The 16,436-nt window shown below is 71.8% G+C and carries 17 protein-coding genes; 9 read left to right on the top strand and 8 right to left on the bottom strand.

What is annotated here, in order from left to right:
- Nucleotides 1-94: 94 nt before the first annotated feature.
- Both ABD285_RS13455 and ABD285_RS13450 read right to left on the bottom strand, forming a co-directional pair.
- Entirely contained in the window at nucleotides 95-568 is a 474-nt protein-coding gene (locus ABD285_RS13455; protein ID WP_344203556.1) for an NUDIX hydrolase, read from the bottom strand.
- Nucleotides 562-1,281: a DUF1353 domain-containing protein gene (locus tag ABD285_RS13450; RefSeq protein WP_284255087.1), complete on the bottom strand. Its 720-nt coding sequence runs from the start codon at nucleotides 1,279-1,281 to the stop codon at nucleotides 562-564. The genes ABD285_RS13455 and ABD285_RS13450 overlap by 7 nt, the downstream gene beginning before the upstream one ends.
- A gap of 83 nt (nucleotides 1,282-1,364) precedes the next feature.
- On the opposite strand from ABD285_RS13450, the gene ABD285_RS13445 reads away from it, so the two are divergent.
- From ABD285_RS13445 to ABD285_RS13430, 4 genes are read left to right on the top strand one after another with little or no spacing between them, the layout of a single operon-like run.
- Nucleotides 1,365-2,417 carry an LLM class flavin-dependent oxidoreductase gene (locus ABD285_RS13445; protein ID WP_344202998.1) on the top strand — a complete coding sequence of 351 codons (1,053 nt, stop codon included), beginning with the start codon at nucleotides 1,365-1,367 and terminating at the stop codon, nucleotides 2,415-2,417.
- Between the two features lie 9 nt (nucleotides 2,418-2,426).
- Nucleotides 2,427-3,281: an alpha/beta fold hydrolase gene (locus tag ABD285_RS13440; protein ID WP_284255088.1), complete on the top strand. Its 855-nt coding sequence runs from the start codon at nucleotides 2,427-2,429 to the stop codon at nucleotides 3,279-3,281.
- Entirely contained in the window at nucleotides 3,278-3,964 is a 687-nt protein-coding gene (locus ABD285_RS13435) for an esterase/lipase family protein (protein ID WP_284255089.1), read from the top strand. The genes ABD285_RS13440 and ABD285_RS13435 overlap by 4 nt, the downstream gene beginning before the upstream one ends.
- Nucleotides 3,965-3,974: 10 nt before the next feature.
- Nucleotides 3,975-5,447: an MFS transporter gene (locus ABD285_RS13430; RefSeq protein WP_344202996.1), complete on the top strand. Its 1,473-nt coding sequence runs from the start codon at nucleotides 3,975-3,977 to the stop codon at nucleotides 5,445-5,447.
- A 274-nt stretch (nucleotides 5,448-5,721) separates the two neighbouring features.
- On the opposite strand, the gene ABD285_RS13425 is transcribed toward ABD285_RS13430, so the two are convergent.
- The 3 genes from ABD285_RS13425 to ABD285_RS13415 are packed head-to-tail and all read right to left on the bottom strand — an operon-like array spanning nucleotide 5,722 to nucleotide 7,829.
- Complete coding sequence (locus tag ABD285_RS13425; protein WP_284255090.1) at nucleotides 5,722-6,423, bottom strand: anti-sigma factor family protein; 702 nt, start codon at nucleotides 6,421-6,423, stop codon at nucleotides 5,722-5,724.
- Nucleotides 6,420-6,947, bottom strand: coding sequence for a sigma-70 family RNA polymerase sigma factor (locus ABD285_RS13420; protein WP_344202994.1), 528 nt, complete (start codon nucleotides 6,945-6,947; stop codon nucleotides 6,420-6,422). The genes ABD285_RS13425 and ABD285_RS13420 overlap by 4 nt, the downstream gene beginning before the upstream one ends.
- A 54-nt stretch (nucleotides 6,948-7,001) precedes the next feature.
- On the bottom strand, nucleotides 7,002-7,829 hold the full coding sequence (locus ABD285_RS13415; protein ID WP_284255092.1) for a UbiA family prenyltransferase: 828 nt from the start codon (nucleotides 7,827-7,829) through the stop codon (nucleotides 7,002-7,004).
- Nucleotides 7,830-7,891: 62 nt separating this feature from the next.
- On the opposite strand from ABD285_RS13415, the gene ABD285_RS13410 reads away from it, so the two are divergent.
- The 5 genes from ABD285_RS13410 to ABD285_RS13390 all read left to right on the top strand — a co-directional run bounded on the left by ABD285_RS13410 (nucleotide 7,892) and on the right by ABD285_RS13390 (nucleotide 14,146).
- Nucleotides 7,892-8,896 (top strand): LacI family DNA-binding transcriptional regulator, encoded by a 1,005-nt coding sequence (locus ABD285_RS13410; protein WP_284255093.1) that lies wholly within the window; start codon nucleotides 7,892-7,894, stop codon nucleotides 8,894-8,896.
- 123 nt (nucleotides 8,897-9,019) lie between these two features.
- Complete coding sequence (locus tag ABD285_RS13405) at nucleotides 9,020-10,744, top strand: glycoside hydrolase family 13 protein (RefSeq protein ID WP_344202991.1); 1,725 nt, start codon at nucleotides 9,020-9,022, stop codon at nucleotides 10,742-10,744.
- Entirely contained in the window at nucleotides 10,741-12,120 is a 1,380-nt protein-coding gene (locus ABD285_RS13400) for an ABC transporter substrate-binding protein (protein WP_284255094.1), read from the top strand. The genes ABD285_RS13405 and ABD285_RS13400 overlap by 4 nt, the downstream gene beginning before the upstream one ends.
- Nucleotides 12,121-12,174: 54 nt before the next feature.
- A complete protein-coding gene (locus ABD285_RS13395; RefSeq protein WP_284255095.1) occupies nucleotides 12,175-13,128 on the top strand; it encodes a carbohydrate ABC transporter permease in 954 nt (317 codons plus the stop codon).
- Between the two features lie 34 nt (nucleotides 13,129-13,162).
- The gene (locus tag ABD285_RS13390; RefSeq protein WP_284255096.1) at nucleotides 13,163-14,146 is read left to right on the top strand and encodes a carbohydrate ABC transporter permease; all 984 of its coding nucleotides are present in this window, start codon (nucleotides 13,163-13,165) and stop codon (nucleotides 14,144-14,146) included.
- 6 nt (nucleotides 14,147-14,152) lie between these two features.
- Here ABD285_RS13390 and ABD285_RS13385 read toward each other — a convergent pair whose 3' ends face one another.
- The 3 genes from ABD285_RS13385 to ABD285_RS13375 all read right to left on the bottom strand — a co-directional run bounded on the left by ABD285_RS13385 (nucleotide 14,153) and on the right by ABD285_RS13375 (nucleotide 16,412).
- On the bottom strand, nucleotides 14,153-15,193 hold the full coding sequence (locus ABD285_RS13385) for a winged helix DNA-binding domain-containing protein (RefSeq protein ID WP_344202987.1): 1,041 nt from the start codon (nucleotides 15,191-15,193) through the stop codon (nucleotides 14,153-14,155).
- A gap of 67 nt (nucleotides 15,194-15,260) precedes the next feature.
- Nucleotides 15,261-15,497, bottom strand: a complete 237-nt coding sequence (locus ABD285_RS13380) for a hypothetical protein (protein WP_284255097.1) — start codon at nucleotides 15,495-15,497, stop codon at nucleotides 15,261-15,263.
- Nucleotides 15,498-15,638: 141 nt separating this feature from the next.
- Nucleotides 15,639-16,412 (bottom strand): class I SAM-dependent methyltransferase, encoded by a 774-nt coding sequence (locus ABD285_RS13375; RefSeq protein ID WP_284255098.1) that lies wholly within the window; start codon nucleotides 16,410-16,412, stop codon nucleotides 15,639-15,641.
- Nucleotides 16,413-16,436: the final 24 nt, after the last annotated feature.

The raw sequence follows: 16,436 nt of genomic DNA, 5'->3' as shown, positions 1-16,436 counted from the left end.
GCGGGGGAGCGCACTGGGCGTTTTTGGCCAGCTGAGCGGGGGTGAGATCTCGATACGCGCCTTCGGCGCTACTCGATCGACTCAGAAGGGGGCGCTACTCGATCCGCAGGTGGGTCAGGAGGGCGTCGAGCGCGGGGACCTGGCCGGCGACGAGGAGCTCGCGCGCGCGGGGGATCGGCACCCACGCGGCGCGGTCGACCTCCGGGAACGCCCGCATCCGCCCCGAGCGCGGCGGCCACTCGAGGTCGAAGGTGTTGCTGACGATCTCGGCGGGGGCGAAATCCGGCGCCTCGGCCGCGAAGACGGCGACGACCTTGCCCGACGCGTACCGGAACTCGCCGAGCGCGACGTACGCGGCATCCGGGGCGGCCACGCCCGTCTCCTCCGCGAACTCGCGGCGCGCGACGGCGAGGTCATCGCTCTCGCCGGGCTCGAGCTCGCCCTTCGGCACCGACCAGGCGCGTTCCTCCTTGCGCGCCCAGAACGGCCCGCCCATGTGCGCGATCCACACCTCGACGCCCGCGGCGCCGCGGCGGTGGAGCAGGATGCCGGCGCTGCGTCTCACGATGCGCCTCCCGGTGCGCGCAGGGTCGGCCCGGGCCGCGGGACCGGTCTGCGCCGGCCGTCGACCAGCCACACGGCGAGCGCCACCAGGTATTCGACCGCGGTCGACAGCGCCGCGGCGACGACGAGCGGCAGGTACAGCGCGCCGAGGTACGCCGCGCACAGCGCGAGCCCGGCGTCGCGCCACCACGGGATCGCGAGCACGGCGGGCGCGGGCAGCAGCAGCAGCCACCACGGATGCCCGAGCGCGGCGAGCACGACGGCTCCGACGATCGCGACGATCGACACGATCGCCTGCACGAACAGCAGGATCGCGATCGGCATCCGGAACTCGGCGTAGCGGTTGAGCGCGACGGCGGTCCACATCGTGCGGGCGCGCAGCACGGTCACGCCGCTCTCGACGAGCGCACGCCGGAAGCGGAGGTCGGCATCCCGGCGCACCGCGTCGCGAGTGGCGGCGGGCGCGTCGTCGGCACGGTCGGAGAGGGTGTCGTGCAGGATCGCCGGCAGCGCCTGGCGCCCGTAGCTCGCGACCAGCCCCCACAGGAACGACGGCACGGAGGCGAGGTCGGTGAGCTGCCCGGCCGGCACCTCGAAGCTCGCGCCGTCGCGCGGATCGACCCACCGGAAGGGCTGCTCGACCCGGAACGCGCGGTCGCCGAGGTAGCTGAGGGCGAGCGGCGGCAGCGGGGCGCCGTCGGGGTCGAGGAAGGGCATCCCCTCCAGGAATACTCGACGCGGGACCGTGGTTGAAAGCATTGATGCAAACGCATGGAATAAACGAGGCGGAGGATCAGCACATGGGCGAGGATCAGACGGTCGTGCAGCTCGGGCTCGACACGTTCGGCGACCGGACGATCGGCACCGACGGAACGCCGACCCCGTACCCCCAGGTCATCCGCGACGTCGTCGCCGAGGCCGAGCTCGCCGACCGGGTCGGGGTGGACTTCTTCGGGGTCGGTGAGCACCACCGCGACGACTATGCGATCTCCGCGCCGGAGGTCGTGCTCGCCGCGATCGCGAGCCGCACCGAGCGCATGCACCTCGGCACCGCTGTCACCGTGCTCTCGAGCGACGACCCGGTGCGCGTGTACGAGAAGTTCGCGACGCTCGACGCGGTGTCGGGCGGACGCGCCGAGATCATCCTGGGTCGCGGCTCGTTCACCGAGTCGTTCCCGTTGTTCGGGTTCGACCTGCAGCACTACGAGGCGCTGTTCGAGGAGAAGATCGGGCTGCTGCACGAGCTCCTGAAGGAGGATCCGGTGACCTGGCAGGGCGCGCTGCGGCCCCCGCTGCAGGATGCCGACGTCTTCCCGAAGACCGCCGGCGGCATCCGCACCTGGGTCGGCGTCGGCGGCAGCCCGGAGTCGGTGGTGCGCGCCGCGCGCTACGGGTTCCCGCTCGTGCTCGCGATCATCGGCGGGCAGCCGGCCCGCTTCGCCCCGTACGTCGACCTCTACCACCGGGCGCTCGCGCAGCTCGAGCAGCCGACGCTGCCGGTCGCGGTGCACTCGCCGGGGTTCATCCAGGAGACCGACGAGCTGGCGCGCGAGATCCTCTGGCCGCACTACAAGACCATGTACGACCGGATCGGGCGCGAGCGCGGCTGGCCGGAGACGACCCGCGACCGGTTCGAGTCCGAGATCGAGGAGGGCTCGCTGTACGTCGGATCGCCGGAGACGGTGGCGCAGAAGATGGCCGACACCATCCGCACGCTCGGAGTGCAGCGCTTCGACCTGAAGTACACGAGCGGACCGGTGCCGCACGAGCACCTCATGACCGCGGTCGAGCTCTACGGCACGCAGGTGATGCCGCGGGTGCGCGAGCTGCTTGCCGCTCAGCCCGTTCCGTAGGCTGACGGCATGATCTCGGTCCGCGACGCACTCGGTCGCGGACCGCGCGGGCCCGCCGAGGAGGAGGCCTACCCTCCCGAGCGGGTCGGCGACGCCGTGTACTACACGAGCCGGCAGGAGCACGAGGACCTGACGGTGGTGGTCAAGCGGTTCCCGCACCGGGCGCCCCGCGACCCCGCGACCCCGTTCGTGCTCGTGCACGGCCTCGGTGTCTCGTCGCGCTACTTCCACCCGCTCGCGGCCGAGCTGGCCCGCCGCGGACCGGTGTTCCTGCTCGACCTGCCCGGCTACGGCGCCGCGCCGGATCCGCGACGCGACGTGACCCTCGAGGATCACGCCGACGCGGTCGCCGCGATGCTGCGCACGAGCGGGATCGCCCGCCCCGTGCTCGTCGGCCACTCGATGGGCGCGAACGTCGTCTCGCTCGTCGCCGAGCGTGATCCCGCCGTCACGGACCGGCTCGTCCTGCTCGCCCCCACGCTCGCGCCCGGCCTGCGCACGCCGGCCCGCGCGATCGGGCGCCTGATGGCCGACGGCCTCCGCGAGCCGCCTCGGGTGCTCGGCATCGCCGCCACCGACTACCTCGTGCGCTGCGGGGCGCCGTACCTGCTGCGGCAACTGCCGCACCTGCTCGCCGATCGCCTCGAGGACCGGATGCCGCGCCTCGCCGCGCGGGTGCTCGTCGTCGACGGCGACCGCGATCCGATCGTGCCGAACGAGTGGATCTCCGAGCTCGCGGCGCGTGCCGTGGATGGCGACGCCCGCCTGGTCCGCGGCCCGCACGTGATCATGCACACCGACCCGATCGCGACCGCGGGCCACATCCTCGAATTCGCCGACGCGTCCGCGGGGGCGGCGCCGTGAGGCCGGTCGGGCGCAGCCTCGGCGCGCTGCTGGCGGACTATCCCCACGCCCTGCGGCTGCGGGCGGCGGGGCCGGGCGCCGGACGCGTGCCCCGCGACTATCCGACGGGCGACGGGCGACCCGTCGTGCTGATCCCCGGCATCTACGAGACCTGGCACTTCCTCCGGCCGATGGGCGACGCCCTGCACGCCGACGGCCATCCGGTGCACGTGCTCGAGACGATCGGGCGCAACGGCGGGCCCATCCCTTGGGTGGCCCGCGAGGCGCATCGGCTGATGGAGCAGCGCGACCTCCATGAGGTGGTCATCGTCGCGCACAGCAAAGGCGGGGTCGTCGGCAAGCAGCTGCTCGTCGACGAGCTCGCCCGCCCCGAGGCGCAGCGCCGCGTCGCCCGCGTGATCGCGATCGCCTCGCCGTTCGCGGGGTCGAGCATGGCGCGGCTCGTGCCGGTCGGGGGCCTGCGCGCGTTCCTCCCGGGCGACGCGCTGCTCGCGCGGCTTGCGGCCGAGCGCGCGGCCGACGCGCGGATCACCTCGATCGCGCCGCGGCTGGACCTGCACATCCCCGAGGGGTCGCGTCTCGACGGTGCCGAGAACATCGAGATCGACGTCGTCGGCCACTTCCGCATCCTGCGCGACCCGCGCGCCATCGACGCCGTGCGCCGTGTCGCCGCTCGCGCGTAGCGTAAGCGCCATGAGCGATACGAAGGCCGGTGCCCGGACGACGCCGGTGCTCGGCGGCAACCAGAAGCTGGTCGTCGCGATCGCGGTGCTCGCGTCGTTCGTGTCCTTCCTCGACGGCACCATCGTCAACGTCGCGCTGCCCAAGATGATCGGCGAGCTCGGCGGCGGGCTCACGGCGCAGCAGTGGATCGTCGACTCCTACCTCGTGACCCTCGGCGCGTTCATCCTCGTCGCGGGCTCGGTGAGCGATCTCTACGGCCGGATCCTCGTGATGCGGATCGGCCTCATCCTGTTCGGCGTCGCCAGCGTCGCCGTCGGGGCGGCCCCGACGGTCGAGTTCCTCATCGGCGCCCGGGCGGTGCAGGGCATCGCGGGGGCGCTCCTGGTGCCGAGCTCGCTCGCGCTCATCACCTCGAACATCCGGGGCGCCGCCCAGGGTCGCGCGATCGGCATCTGGACCGGCATGACGAGCGTCGCGATGATCGTCGGTCCCGTCATCGGCGGGCTGTTCGTCGACCTGCTCAACGTCGGCACGGTCTCGGGCTGGCGCTTCGCGTTCTTCATCAACGTGATCCCGATCGCGGTCGTGCTGTGGCTGCTCGTGCGGCTGGGCCAGCGCGACGTGCGCAAGCCGGGCGTGCGCATCGACTACCTCGGCTCGATCCTGTGCACCGTCGGGCTCGCCGGCGTCGTGTTCGCCCTCATCGAGCAGCAGAGCCTGGGATGGGGCAACCCCGCCATCTGGGGATCGATGACGATCGGCGTGCTGTCGTTCGCGGGCTTCCTGGTGCGCGAGAAGTACGCCAAGGATCCGGTGATGCCGCTCGGACTGTTCCGGGCCCGCAACTTCTGGACGGGCAACGTCGCGACGGCGTTCATCTACGGCGCACTGGCGCTGTCGAGCTTCGCGATCGGGGTCTATCTGCAGGAGGGGCCGAAACTGCCGGCCACGCTCGCCGGGGTCGCCAGTCTGCCTTCGACGATCATCATGATCCTGTTCAGCTCGCGCGTCGGGTCGTGGTCGGGCCGCTTCGGGCCCCGCCTGTTCATGACGATCGGCCCGATCACCTGCGGGATCGGCGTCGTCACGATGCTGCTGGTGCAGCACGACTTCAACTACTGGTGGCAGATGCTGCCCGGGATCATTCTCTTCGGCGTCGGCCTGACGCTCACGGTCTCGCCGCTGACCTCCGCGATCCTCGGCGCGATCGAGCCGGAGCGCAGCGGGATCGCATCCGCCGTCAACAACGCGGTCTCGCGCGTCGCGGGCCTCATCATGACCGCACTGCTCGGCCTGATCACCGGGGGAGCGCTGAACCTCGACGGCTTCCACCGCACGGTGGTGGTGATGGCGGCCCTGCTGATCGCGGGCGGCCTCGTGTCGTGGGCCGGCATCCGGAACCACCTCTCCCGCGGCAACGATCAGTCCGCGGTCGAGACGGGCGAACCGAAGTCGGAGGCGGCCGCCGCCGCCCAGGGGTAGCCGGAACGCGACACGCGCCCGATGTCGCGGCGGCGCTTCGCCATTCACGCCGCCAACGTGAGGCGGCTGAGCGCCGGGGTACCTCTCCGAGCGCACGTGAGTTCCGCCTCACAGTGAGGCGGGACTCACATGTCGCGAAGGAGGTACCCCTGCTCGCAGCCCGTGCGTGGCCGAGAACGGCGGGCGACCACCCCCACGGGGACGGCTGCCGCGCGTGCGCCGGACACACGACACAACACGACACGACGCAACACGAAGCGACGCGACGCGACGCCTACAGCTTCTTCGCGAGCAGCACGTCGTTCGTCGCGGCGGAGCGCACCTCGATGCGCGCGATCTCGCCCACGGAGAGCGCGGTCGCCGCGGTGAGCTTCACCTGCGATCCGCTGGTCGCCTTCCAGGTCGACACCTCGCTGGCCCTGCCCGCGCGGTCGACGACCCAGAGCGCGTAGCCCCCATCGCCCGGGTAGCCCCACGTGCTCCCGGTGCCGTAGGCGCAGTGCATGTCGATCCTGGTGCCCCACTTCACGCTCGTGAGCTGCACGTCGCCGCTGACCGAGTTCCCGGCCGTCGGGGCGAGCGCCACCGACACCGTCGGGTGCGGCTGCGCGGCGATGGTGACCGGGATCGCGACAGCCGCGACGGCGAGGGCGGCCGCGGCGATCCCGCCGACGATCCCGAACCGGCGCAGGCGCCGGCGGTGCTCGGCCTTCTCGATCCGCTCGACGATGTCGGTGACCGGGGCGGAGCCGGGCTCCGCGTCCTCGTCCTCCGAGGCGAGCAGCGAGAGCGCCCGCTCCGGGTCGACGCGCCCGAGAAGGCTGGGCAGGCCGCTCAGGTCGGCGACCGCGAGCCGACAGCGGTCGCACAGCTCGAGGTGCGCCTCGAACTCGCGGCGCTCGACCGACGACAGGGAGCCCAGGACATACGCGGCGTCCCACTCCGTGTAGCGGGCGTGATCGCGGGGGTCGTTCACCTCGTCACCCCCTTCTCCTGGAGGGCCAGGCGCAGCGCGCGCAGGCCGTAGTGCAGCCGCGACTTGACGGTGCCCTCGGGGATGTCGAGCTCGCGCGCGACCTCCGCGATGCTCTTGCCGCCGTAGTACGCGTGCACGATCACGGCGCGGTGCTCGAGGCCGATGCCGGCGAGGGCCTCCTCGACCAGGATCGACTCGAACAGGGCATCGGTGCGGTCGCGCTCGGCGCGCTCGGGCAGCTCGTCGGTCGGGAACTCGTGGCGCTTGCGGGCGCTGCGGTGCTCGTCGATGACCAGGTGACGCGCGACGGTGAACAGCCACGACCGGGTGCCCTCGGGCCCCTGCTCGAGGATCGCGGGCGTGCGCCAGGCCCGCAGGAGCGTCTCCTGCACCACGTCATCCGCGCCCGCCCGATCGCCGGTGAGGTGCACGACGTAGCGCCAGATGGCGGCGGCGTGTGCGTCGGCCAGCGCGCGCAGCGCCTCCGACCGCGTACCGGCTGGCGCGCCCTTCTCGGTGCTCACGTCGACCTCCTTCACCCGGAGACTACGCAGCAGGCGGGCGTTCGGTTCAGTGCGTCAGCTCCGGATGCCGCGTCCGGCCAGCACGAGCAGCACGACGTCGACGACGGCGGCCACGATGACGAGGACGAACAGCCAGCGCCCGGCGCCGCGCCGCCACGCGACGAGCACGCCGACGACGGCGAGCACGACCGAGACCGCGAGCCCGGCGAGCGCGACGAGGGTGAAGCCGGAGCCGTACGCCACGGCCACCGCACCGAGGACGAGGGCGGCCCACGTGACGAGGAGCGAGGCCCGCGCGCCGATCAGGTGCGGCGTGCCGCGCACACCCGTGCGACGATCCGCATCGAGGTCGGGCAGCGTGTTGGCGAAGTGAGCGCCGATCCCGAGCAGCGCACCCGCCGCCATCGCCCACCACTGCGGCCAGACCGGCGCCACCGCGGAGAGCGTCACGATCGCCGGCAGGATGCCGAACCCGACGATGTAGGGCAGCACCGACAGCGGTGTGGGCTTCGCGATCACGTTGTAGAGCCAGGCCGCCCCGAGGAACACCGCGTGCGCCGCGACGGCGAGCAGCCCGAGCGGGACCGTCAGGGCGAGGGCGAGCGCCGCGGTGACGACGGCGGTGATCCAGACCGGGCCGCTGCCGATCTGCCCCAGCGCCACGGGTTTGTCGCTGCGGCCGGCTGCGCGGTCGCGCGGCGCGTCGAGGGCGTCGTTGGAGAGGCCGACCGAGGCCTGGTTCAGGGCGATCGCGACACCGAGCAGCACGATGCGCCAGGGCTCGAGGCCGACGCCGACCCCGAGCAGCACGGTGATGACGGTCACCCCGATCGCGGGGATCGGATGCGTGGAGCGGGCAAGGGCCCCCGCCTGGCGCAGCATGTCGCCGAGCGTACCGGGGGCGCGGTATTGCAAGTTCTTGCGCGATTGTGCAAGATCGCGTCATGTCGAGACGACTCGCGGAGGTGGCCAAACAGGTCGGCGTGAGCGAGGCGACGGTCAGCCGCGTGCTCAACGAGAAGCCCGGCGTGAGCGAGGCGACCCGCCAGGCCGTGCTGACGGCCCTCGACGTGCTCGGCTACGAACGCCCGAGCAAGCTGCGCGGCGAGCGCGCGCGGCTCGTCGGCCTGTTCCTGCCCGAGCTGCAGAACCCGATCTTCCCGGCGTTCGGCGAGGTCGTCGGCGGCGGCCTGGCCCAGAACGGCTACACGCCCGTCCTGTGCACCGTGACCGGCGGCGGCATCACGGAGGCCGACTACGTCGACCTCCTGCTGCAGCAGCACGTCTCGGGTGTCGTGTTCGTGGCGGGCGCCTACACGCAGGCCGACGCGCCGCACGAGCACTACACGCGGCTGCGCGATCTCAAGCTCCCGACGGTGCTCGTCAACGCCCCGGTCGGCGACCTGGGGTTCGCCACGGTCTCGACCGACGACGGCATCGCGGTCGAGCTGGCCTGGAACCACCTCGTGCAGCTGGGCCATCGCGACATCGGCGTCGTGCTGGGGCCGGCCGACCACATCCCGTCGCGGCGCAAGCTGGAGGCGGCGCACCGGATGTCGAGGGCGACCGGCGTGCCGCTCCCGGCCGAGCGCGTGGTCCACTCGCACTACAACCTCGAGGCCGGTCAGGCGGCGACGGCACGGCTGCTGACGACGGGGGTCACGGCGGTCATCTGCGCGTCCGACCCGATGGCGCTCGGCGCGATCCGGGCGGTGCGCCGCGCGGGCAAGGCGGTGCCGGCGGATGTCTCGGTGGTCGGGTTCGACGACTCGGCGCTCATGAACAGCGTCGATCCGCCGCTGACCACCGTGCGCCAGCCGATCGAGCCGATGGGTCGCATGGTCATCGAGCTGCTCGTCGGGCAGCTCTCCGGATCGGCCGCGCCCCCGGACGAGTACCTGTTCGAGCCCGAACTCGTGGTGCGCGGGTCGACGGCGCCGCCGGCGTAAGGGGCCGCAAGGCGACGCAAGTTGCTTGCGGCTTGTTTAGTTCTTGCGTCATTCTGTCGATAAAGCTACTTTTGCCGCGTCGGCGCCGACCCGGGCGCCCCGACCGCGAGCGAAGGATCCCCGTTGGACGCAGACGTCCTGACCGCCCCCGAGCGCGTCAGCCCGCCCACCACCGACCCGCAGTGGTGGCGCAGCGCCGTCATCTACGAGATCTACGTGCGCAGCTTCGCCGACGGCGACGGCGACGGCACCGGCGATCTCGCCGGGGTCCGATCGCGCCTGCCCTACCTGCGCGACCTCGGCGTCGACGCGATCTGGTTCACGCCCTGGTACGCGTCGCCCCTGGCCGACGGCGGCTACGACGTGAGCGACTACCGCGCCATCCACCCTGATTTCGGCGACCTCTCCGAGGCGGAGGCGCTCATCCGCGAGGCGCTCGCCCTCGGCATCCGCACGATCATCGACGTCGTGCCCAACCACGTCTCGGACCGGCACGCCTGGTTCCAGGCTGCCCTCGCCGCCGGGCCGGGCTCGCCCGAGCGCGAGCGGTTCTGGTTCCGCGACGGCACCGGACCGGCCGGCGACGGCATCCCGACGCACTGGGTGTCGCCGTTCGCCGGCGACACCTGGACCCGCACGACGAGCCCCGACGGCACGCCCGGTCAGTGGTACCTGCACCTGTTCGCGAAGGAGCAGCCCGACCTCAACTGGAACCATCCCGACGTGCGCCGCGAGCACGAGGAGATCCTGCGGTTCTGGTTCGATCGGGGGGCCGCCGGCGTGCGGATCGACTCCGCGGCGCTGCTCGTGAAGGACCCGGAGCTGCGCGAGGTGCCCGACGTCGTCGGACCGGGCGAGCATCCCACCGAGGATCGCGACGAGATCCACGACATCTACCGCGGATGGCGCGCGGTCGCCGACACCTACCCCGGCACCCGCGTGCTCGTGGGGGAGCTGTGGGTGCCCGACATCGACCGCTTCGTGCAGTACCTGCGCCCCGACGAGCTGCACACGGCGTTCAACTTCGACTTCCTGGCCCGACCGTGGGATGCCGCCGAACTGCGCGCGTCGATCGATGCGACTCTCGCCGCGCATGCCCCCGTGCACGCTCCCTCCACGTGGGTGCTGTCGAACCACGACGTGACCCGCCCGGTGACCCGGTACGGCCGCGCCGACAGCTCCTTCGCCTTCCTCGACAAGCGCTTCGGCACGCCGACCGATCTCGACCTCGGCACCCGGCGCGCCCGCGCCGCCGCGCTGCTCACCGGCGCGCTGCCCGGATCGCTGTACATCTACCAGGGCGACGAGCTGGGCCTGCCGGAGGTGGAGGACATCCCGCGTGAACTGCTGCAGGATCCCATGCACTACCGCTCCGGCGGGGTCGACCCCGGTCGTGACGGCTGTCGCGTGCCGCTGCCGTGGTCGGGCGACCTTCCGCCGTACGGATTCAGCACCGGAGCCGTGAGCGCGGCTCCGTGGCTGCCGCAGCCCGCGTCCTGGGCCCGGTACACGGTGCAGAGTGAGGCGGCCGACCCGCGGTCGATGCTCGCGCTGTACCGGGCCGCGTTGCGCATCCGGCGGGCGGAGCCCCTCGGCGACGGCCCCTTCGCGTGGCTCGACGACGCGCCCGAGGGCACCCTCGCGTTCCGCCGCGGCGACGCGTTCCTCAGCATCACCAACCTCGCCGGCCACCCCGTGCCGCTCCCCGCCGGGGAGCTGCTCCTGGCCAGCGACGAGCTCGGGCAGGCGGCCGACGGGTCGCGCGAGCTCCCCCCCGACTCCACGGCGTGGCTCCGTCCACAGCAGCAAGCCACGGAGAACCATCACCAGAGAAAGGCAAGACGATGAAGTCACCCCGCACAGTGGGCGCCGCAGTCCTCGCCCTCACCGCGCTCGCCGGCGTCGCCGCCCTCAGCGGCTGCTCGTCCAGCGGCGACCAGCCCGCCAACGGCCAGGTCGCGATCACGGTCGCGAGCCTCATCCCGGGCAGCTCCGACGACGCGTTCAAGCAGTTCAATCAGCGCGTCAAGGAGTTCGAGAAGGCCAACCCCGACATCCTGGTCAAGCCGGTCGAGTACCAGTGGACCGGGCCGACCTTCTCGGCGCAGCTCGCGGCCGGCACCCTGCCGGACGTGTTCAACGTTCCGTTCACCGACAGCAAGTCGCTCGCGAACGCCGGCCAGCTGGCCGACATCACGAGTGAGGTCAAGAAGCTGCCGTACGCGGGCCGGTTCAACCAGTCGCTGCTGTCCGTGGCGAAGAACGACAGCGGCGACATCTTCGGCATCCCATACGGCCCCTACGCCTACGGCCTGTCGTACAACCGCGACCTGTTCACCAAGGCCGGCCTCGATCCCGACAAGCCGCCGACCAGCTGGGACGAGATCCGCACGGACGCCAAGCAGATCTCCGACAAGCTGCACATCGCCGGCTTCATGGTCTTCACCTCCGGCAACACCGGCGGCTGGGCGCTCACCGAGCAGACCTACGCGCGCGGCGGGCGCATGGAGGTCACCAAGGACGGCACGACGACCGTGACGGCCGACAACGAGCAGACGGTCGACGCGCTGAAGTTCCTGCAGAAGATGCGCTGGGACGACGACTCGCTCGGCAGCAACTTCAACCTCGACTGGTCGGGCATGAACCAGTATTTCGGCTCGGGCCAGACCGCGATGTACCCATCGGGCTCCGACGTGCTGACCAGCCTCGTGCAGCAGAACAAGGTCGACCCGAAGGACTACGGTCTCGCGCTCATCCCGACCGAGGGCACGGGCTCGGGCGTGCTGAGCGGCGGCAACGTCGCGGTCGTCGCGCCGAACGCGTCGAAGGCGGAGCAGCAGGCGTCGGTCAAGTGGATTGACTTCTATTACATGCAGAAGCTGCTCGACAAGAAGTCGGCCATCGCCGACGCCAAGTCGCTCGTCGCCAACAAGCAGCCCGTGGGCGTGCCGCAGCTGCCGATCTTCGACAAGAAGCAGCTCGACACCTCGCTCGGCTGGATCGACAGCTACATCAACGTGCCGAAGGCGAACGTGGCCGCGTTCCAGAACGGGATCTTCGACCAGACGATCATCCCGGAGCCGGCCAAGCACACCCAGGAGCTGTACGGCGCCCTGGACAGCGTGGTGCAGGCGGTGCTCACCGACAAGAACGCCGACATCACGGCCCTGCTGAAGGGCGTGAACACCCAGGTGCAGGCGCTCATCGACGCCGACGCCAAGTAGTAGTGTCCGGGGCCGGCGGGATCGCTCCCGCCGGCCCCCTTCCCGGAGGACCCCGTGACCGCGATCACCACCCGACCATCCGCCGGCCGCGATCCGGCCCTCCGGCGTCGCCGTCGTCGCACCCCGCTCAGCTGGCTGCGCCGCGGCGGGCTGTCGAACCTCGTGTTCCTGCTGCCGCTGCTCGTGATCTTCGGCGTCTTCAGCTGGGGGCCGATCGTCGAATCGGTCGTGATGAGCTTCCAGCGCACCAACTTCGTCGTGACCCAGTGGGTGGGTTGGGACAACTTCGCGGCGCTGCTGCGTGACCCGCTCGTGCCGACGGCGGTGCTCAACACCGGATGGTTCGCCCTGCTCGCCCTGATCTTCGGCTACCCGATCCCGCTCGTCGTCGCCGTCCTCATGAGCGAGGTGAGGCGGGCGCGCGGGCTGTTCAGCGCCCTCGCCTATCTGCCCGTCGTGGTGCCGCCGGTGGTCTCGGTGCTGCTGTGGAAGATCTTCTACGACGCGAGCCCGCGCGGTGTCTTCAACACGATCCTGGGATGGGTCGGCATTCCGCCCCAGCCGTGGATCCAGTCCGCGGCGACGGCGATGCCCTCGATCGTGCTCGAGGCGACCTGGGCCGCCGCGGGCGGGACGATCATCATCTATCTCGCGGCGCTCACGAGCGTGCCGCCGGAGCTCTACGACGCCGCGGAGATCGACGGCGCCGGCATCCGGCACAAGATCTGGCACGTCACGCTGCCGCAACTGCGGCCCGTCCTGCTCGTGACGTTCATCCTGCAGATCATCGGCACGGCCCAGGTGTTCCTCGAGCCGTTCCTGCTGACGTTCGGCGGGCCGGCGAACTCGACCCTGTCGATCCTGCAGCTCATCTTCCGCTACGCGTTCCAGAACTCGATCGGCGTGGACTACGGCAAGGCCACGGCGCTCTCGCTGCTGCTGGCGTTGTTCCTCGCCCTGTTCTCGTTCGTGTACTTCCGCATCACCAAGGCCTGGAGCGACGACTGATGGCGACCCGTGGACGAATGACGGAGAAGGGACGATGACGACGACCACCGCGACGCCATCCGGGGCCGTGGATGCGGGGCAGCCCGTCGTGGTCGACCCCGGCCGACGTCGGCGACTCCGTCATTCGTCCCGGCCGGAGAGCGACGAGAGGACCGCGGTCTCGGTCGCCGAGCGGCGGCGGCCCGGCATCCGGATCGGGCTGGGAACGCTGCATCTGCTGCTGCTGATCCTGCTCATCCTGTGGGGCGTCGGGCCGCTGCTGTGGCTGCTCAAGGCGGCGGTGACCCCGACGCAGGACACGCTGCAGGCGCCGCTCGCGGTCTTCCCGCACGGGTGGGACTGGAACAACGTCGTCGCCGCCTGGACCCAGGTGCAGATCGGCACGCAATTCCTCAACACGGTGTGGGTCGCGCTCGGCTCCTGGTTCGTGCAGCTGCTCGTCGCGACGACCGGCGGCTACGCGATCGCGATCCTGCGGCCGGCGTACGCCAAGGTCGTCAACTGGCTCGTGCTCGCGACCCTGTTCGTGCCGGGCGTCGTGCTGCTCGTGCCGCTGTATCTGACGATCCTGCATCCGCCGGTGATCGGGCACTCGCTCATCGACACCTTCTGGGCGGTCTGGCTGCCGGCGGGCGCCAACGCGTTCAACGTCGTGCTCGTGACCCGGTTCTTCCAGAGCCTCCCGCACGAGATCTTCGAGGCGGCGCGCACCGACGGCGCGGGGCCGTTCCGGCTGTTCTGGTCGATCGTGCTGCCGATGTCGAAGCCCATCATCGGCGTGGTCTCGGTGTTCGCGATCGTCAACGCGTGGAAGGACTTCCTCTGGCCGCGGCTCGTGCTCACCAACCCCGCCGTGCAGCCGCTGTCGGTGCGCCTGCCCAACATCCAGTCGCAGACCGACCTCGGGGTGTTCCTCGCGGCGCTGGCGATCTCGATGGTCATCCCCATCGCGCTCTTCCTCGGCTTCCAGGGCATGTTCCTGCGCTCGGCCGGGCTCGGCGGAGCCGTGAAGGGGTAGGGCGGATCAGCCCAGGAAGCGCACGTAGCGGCGCGCGGCGCGGTCGAGCCCCTGCTGCTGGGATGCCGTGAGCGCCCGGTACGGCGCCGGCACGACCCCGGGCGGTCCCTTCGCGGCACGCCGCCAGGTGCCGGCGACCTCGCCGTTCACGACGATGGTCGAGAGGAACATCCCGTTCGACCCCGGCACCACGGACTCGAGCGGCGCTCCCGCGAGCGGCGCGCTGCGATCGGTGTAGCCCAGCAGGAACTCGTCGAACCCGGGCAGCAGGTGCACGGCGGGGGCGGCGGGCTCGAGGCCGGGGCGCATCCAGTACGCGACGCCGTCGAGCCCGAGCGGCTCCAGCTCGTCGCGGGCGGCATCGATGCCCGCCCGGGCGTCGGTGAGGGTGATGCCGGCCCACCAGGCGAGATCGGCGGCCGTCGCCGGTCCGTGCGCGTGCAGGTAGCGCAGGGCGAGCCGCCGGAGAGCGACGTCGTGGTCGAGCCGCGGGGGCGTCCCGACGATCGGCTCGAGCAGCGCCCACCGGTCCTTGCCGGTCAGCGCCGCGACCCCGGAGTGCGCCAGTCGCCCCAGCAGGTGCGCGCCGCGCTGCCCGGCGGTCGAGAGACCGTCGGCATCGAAGGCGGCGAGGAGCTGCGCGCGAGTGCGGGTGGCGCCCGCGAGCTCGCGCCGCGCGATCCGCTCGGAGCGTGCAAAATCGGCCGGTCCGAGGCTCAGCTGACGGTGCCGGCCGGCGGCGGAGGCGATCGTGCGCGCACCCGTGAGGTCGAGCATCCACGGCAGGTCCTCGGAGGCGATGAGGTGCAGGGTGCCGCGCATCGGCCAGGAGCGCACGAACGCGCCGCCCTCGTGCGCGGCGACGACCTGATCGCGGGTCGCACCCGTGCGCAGACCCACCGACCACAGCGCGCCCGCGAAGTCCTGCGCCTGCATCGCGAGGTGCGCGCGGACGACGTCGCCGGGGGACCCGGCTCGCCGCGCGATGCCGAGGGCGCTCAGCCGCAGAGCGGTGATCCGGCGTCGCGCGCGGGTGAAGTCGGCCACCCGATCAGTATCGGACCGACCGCCGACGCGCCGTCAGCACGGCCACGGCCGCGGGCGTCGAGACGGGTCAGCGCGTCGGCAGCTGCAGGTCGACGACCGTGCTGACGGGGGCGGCCGCCTGGGCCGGCTGCGACGAGAGGGCGAGCACCCCGGTCGCGACCACCGCGACCACGCCGAGGCAGAGGCCGAGGCTCACGAGACCGCGCGCGATCGTCAGGCGGGCGCTGCGCTGGAGCGCGACCAGCATCATGGCGACCGCGACGAGCGCGGTCACGCCGAGCGCGACGAGAAGGGCGACGAACATGCGGGGGACCTGTTCGGATCAGGGGACGCTCCATGGGGGATGGAACGCTTGGCCGGTCCTCCATGTGGGGGACATGGATGCCGACAAGGCTCGAATCTAGCGAAGCGGCCCCGGCGGGTCAAGGATCCGCGCCGCCCCCGATCAGGGGCGTCCCACGACGAGCCGCAGCCCCGCGTCGAACCAGGGCATCGTGCGGAACCGGCCCCACTCGGCATCCCACCGCCCGGAGGCCAGATCGGCCGACAGCTCGCGCTCGTATCGCTCGACGACCTCCGGGGCGACGAAGCTCCACGCCGACATCGCGCGCCGCACCTCCGGCCGCAGGGTCTGCTCCGGGCGGGCGAAGAACGCCTGGCCGAACCCGTCGATGCAGTCGGCGGGGATCGGCACCGTGCGGACCTCGACCGTGCCACCGATCGCCGCCGCGATCCGCTCGAGCGGCGGCATCCGCCGCGCCTCGACCTCGTAGAGCTCGGGCACGTAGACCGGCTGCCACCACCGTTCCGGCACGACGGGGTCGAAGGTCAGGATCACGACCGGACCGCGTGCGACCCGGCGCAGCTCGCCGAGCCCGCGTTCGAGGTCCGGCCACTGGTGCACGGTGATCGAGGCCATCGCCGCGTCGAAGGCGCCGTCGTCGAACGGCAGGTGCTCGGCGGTGCCGTCGAGGGCCGGCACGCGATCGTGCGGACGCTCGGCGCGCATCGACGCGGAGGGCTCCACCGCCACCACGATGCGGTCGCGCGGCTCGTACGAGCCCGCCCCGGCGCCGACGTTGACGACGCTGCGGGCGTCGCCGAGGGCATCCCAGACCTCGCGCTCGATCCGGGGGTCAGGGCGTCGCACGCCCGCGTAGCCAGGGCCGAGGTGTCCGTAGTCGGCGTCGCCGGCCGATCCGTCGTCGAAGCGCGTCATGTCGCTCACCACGCTAAACGCCGA

Origin of the sequence: Pseudolysinimonas kribbensis (assembly GCF_039531715.1) — a bacterium.
GTDB classification, from domain to species: Bacteria; Actinomycetota; Actinomycetes; order Actinomycetales; family Microbacteriaceae; genus Pseudolysinimonas; species Pseudolysinimonas kribbensis.
This window is presented reverse-complemented; position numbering and strand designations above follow the sequence as displayed.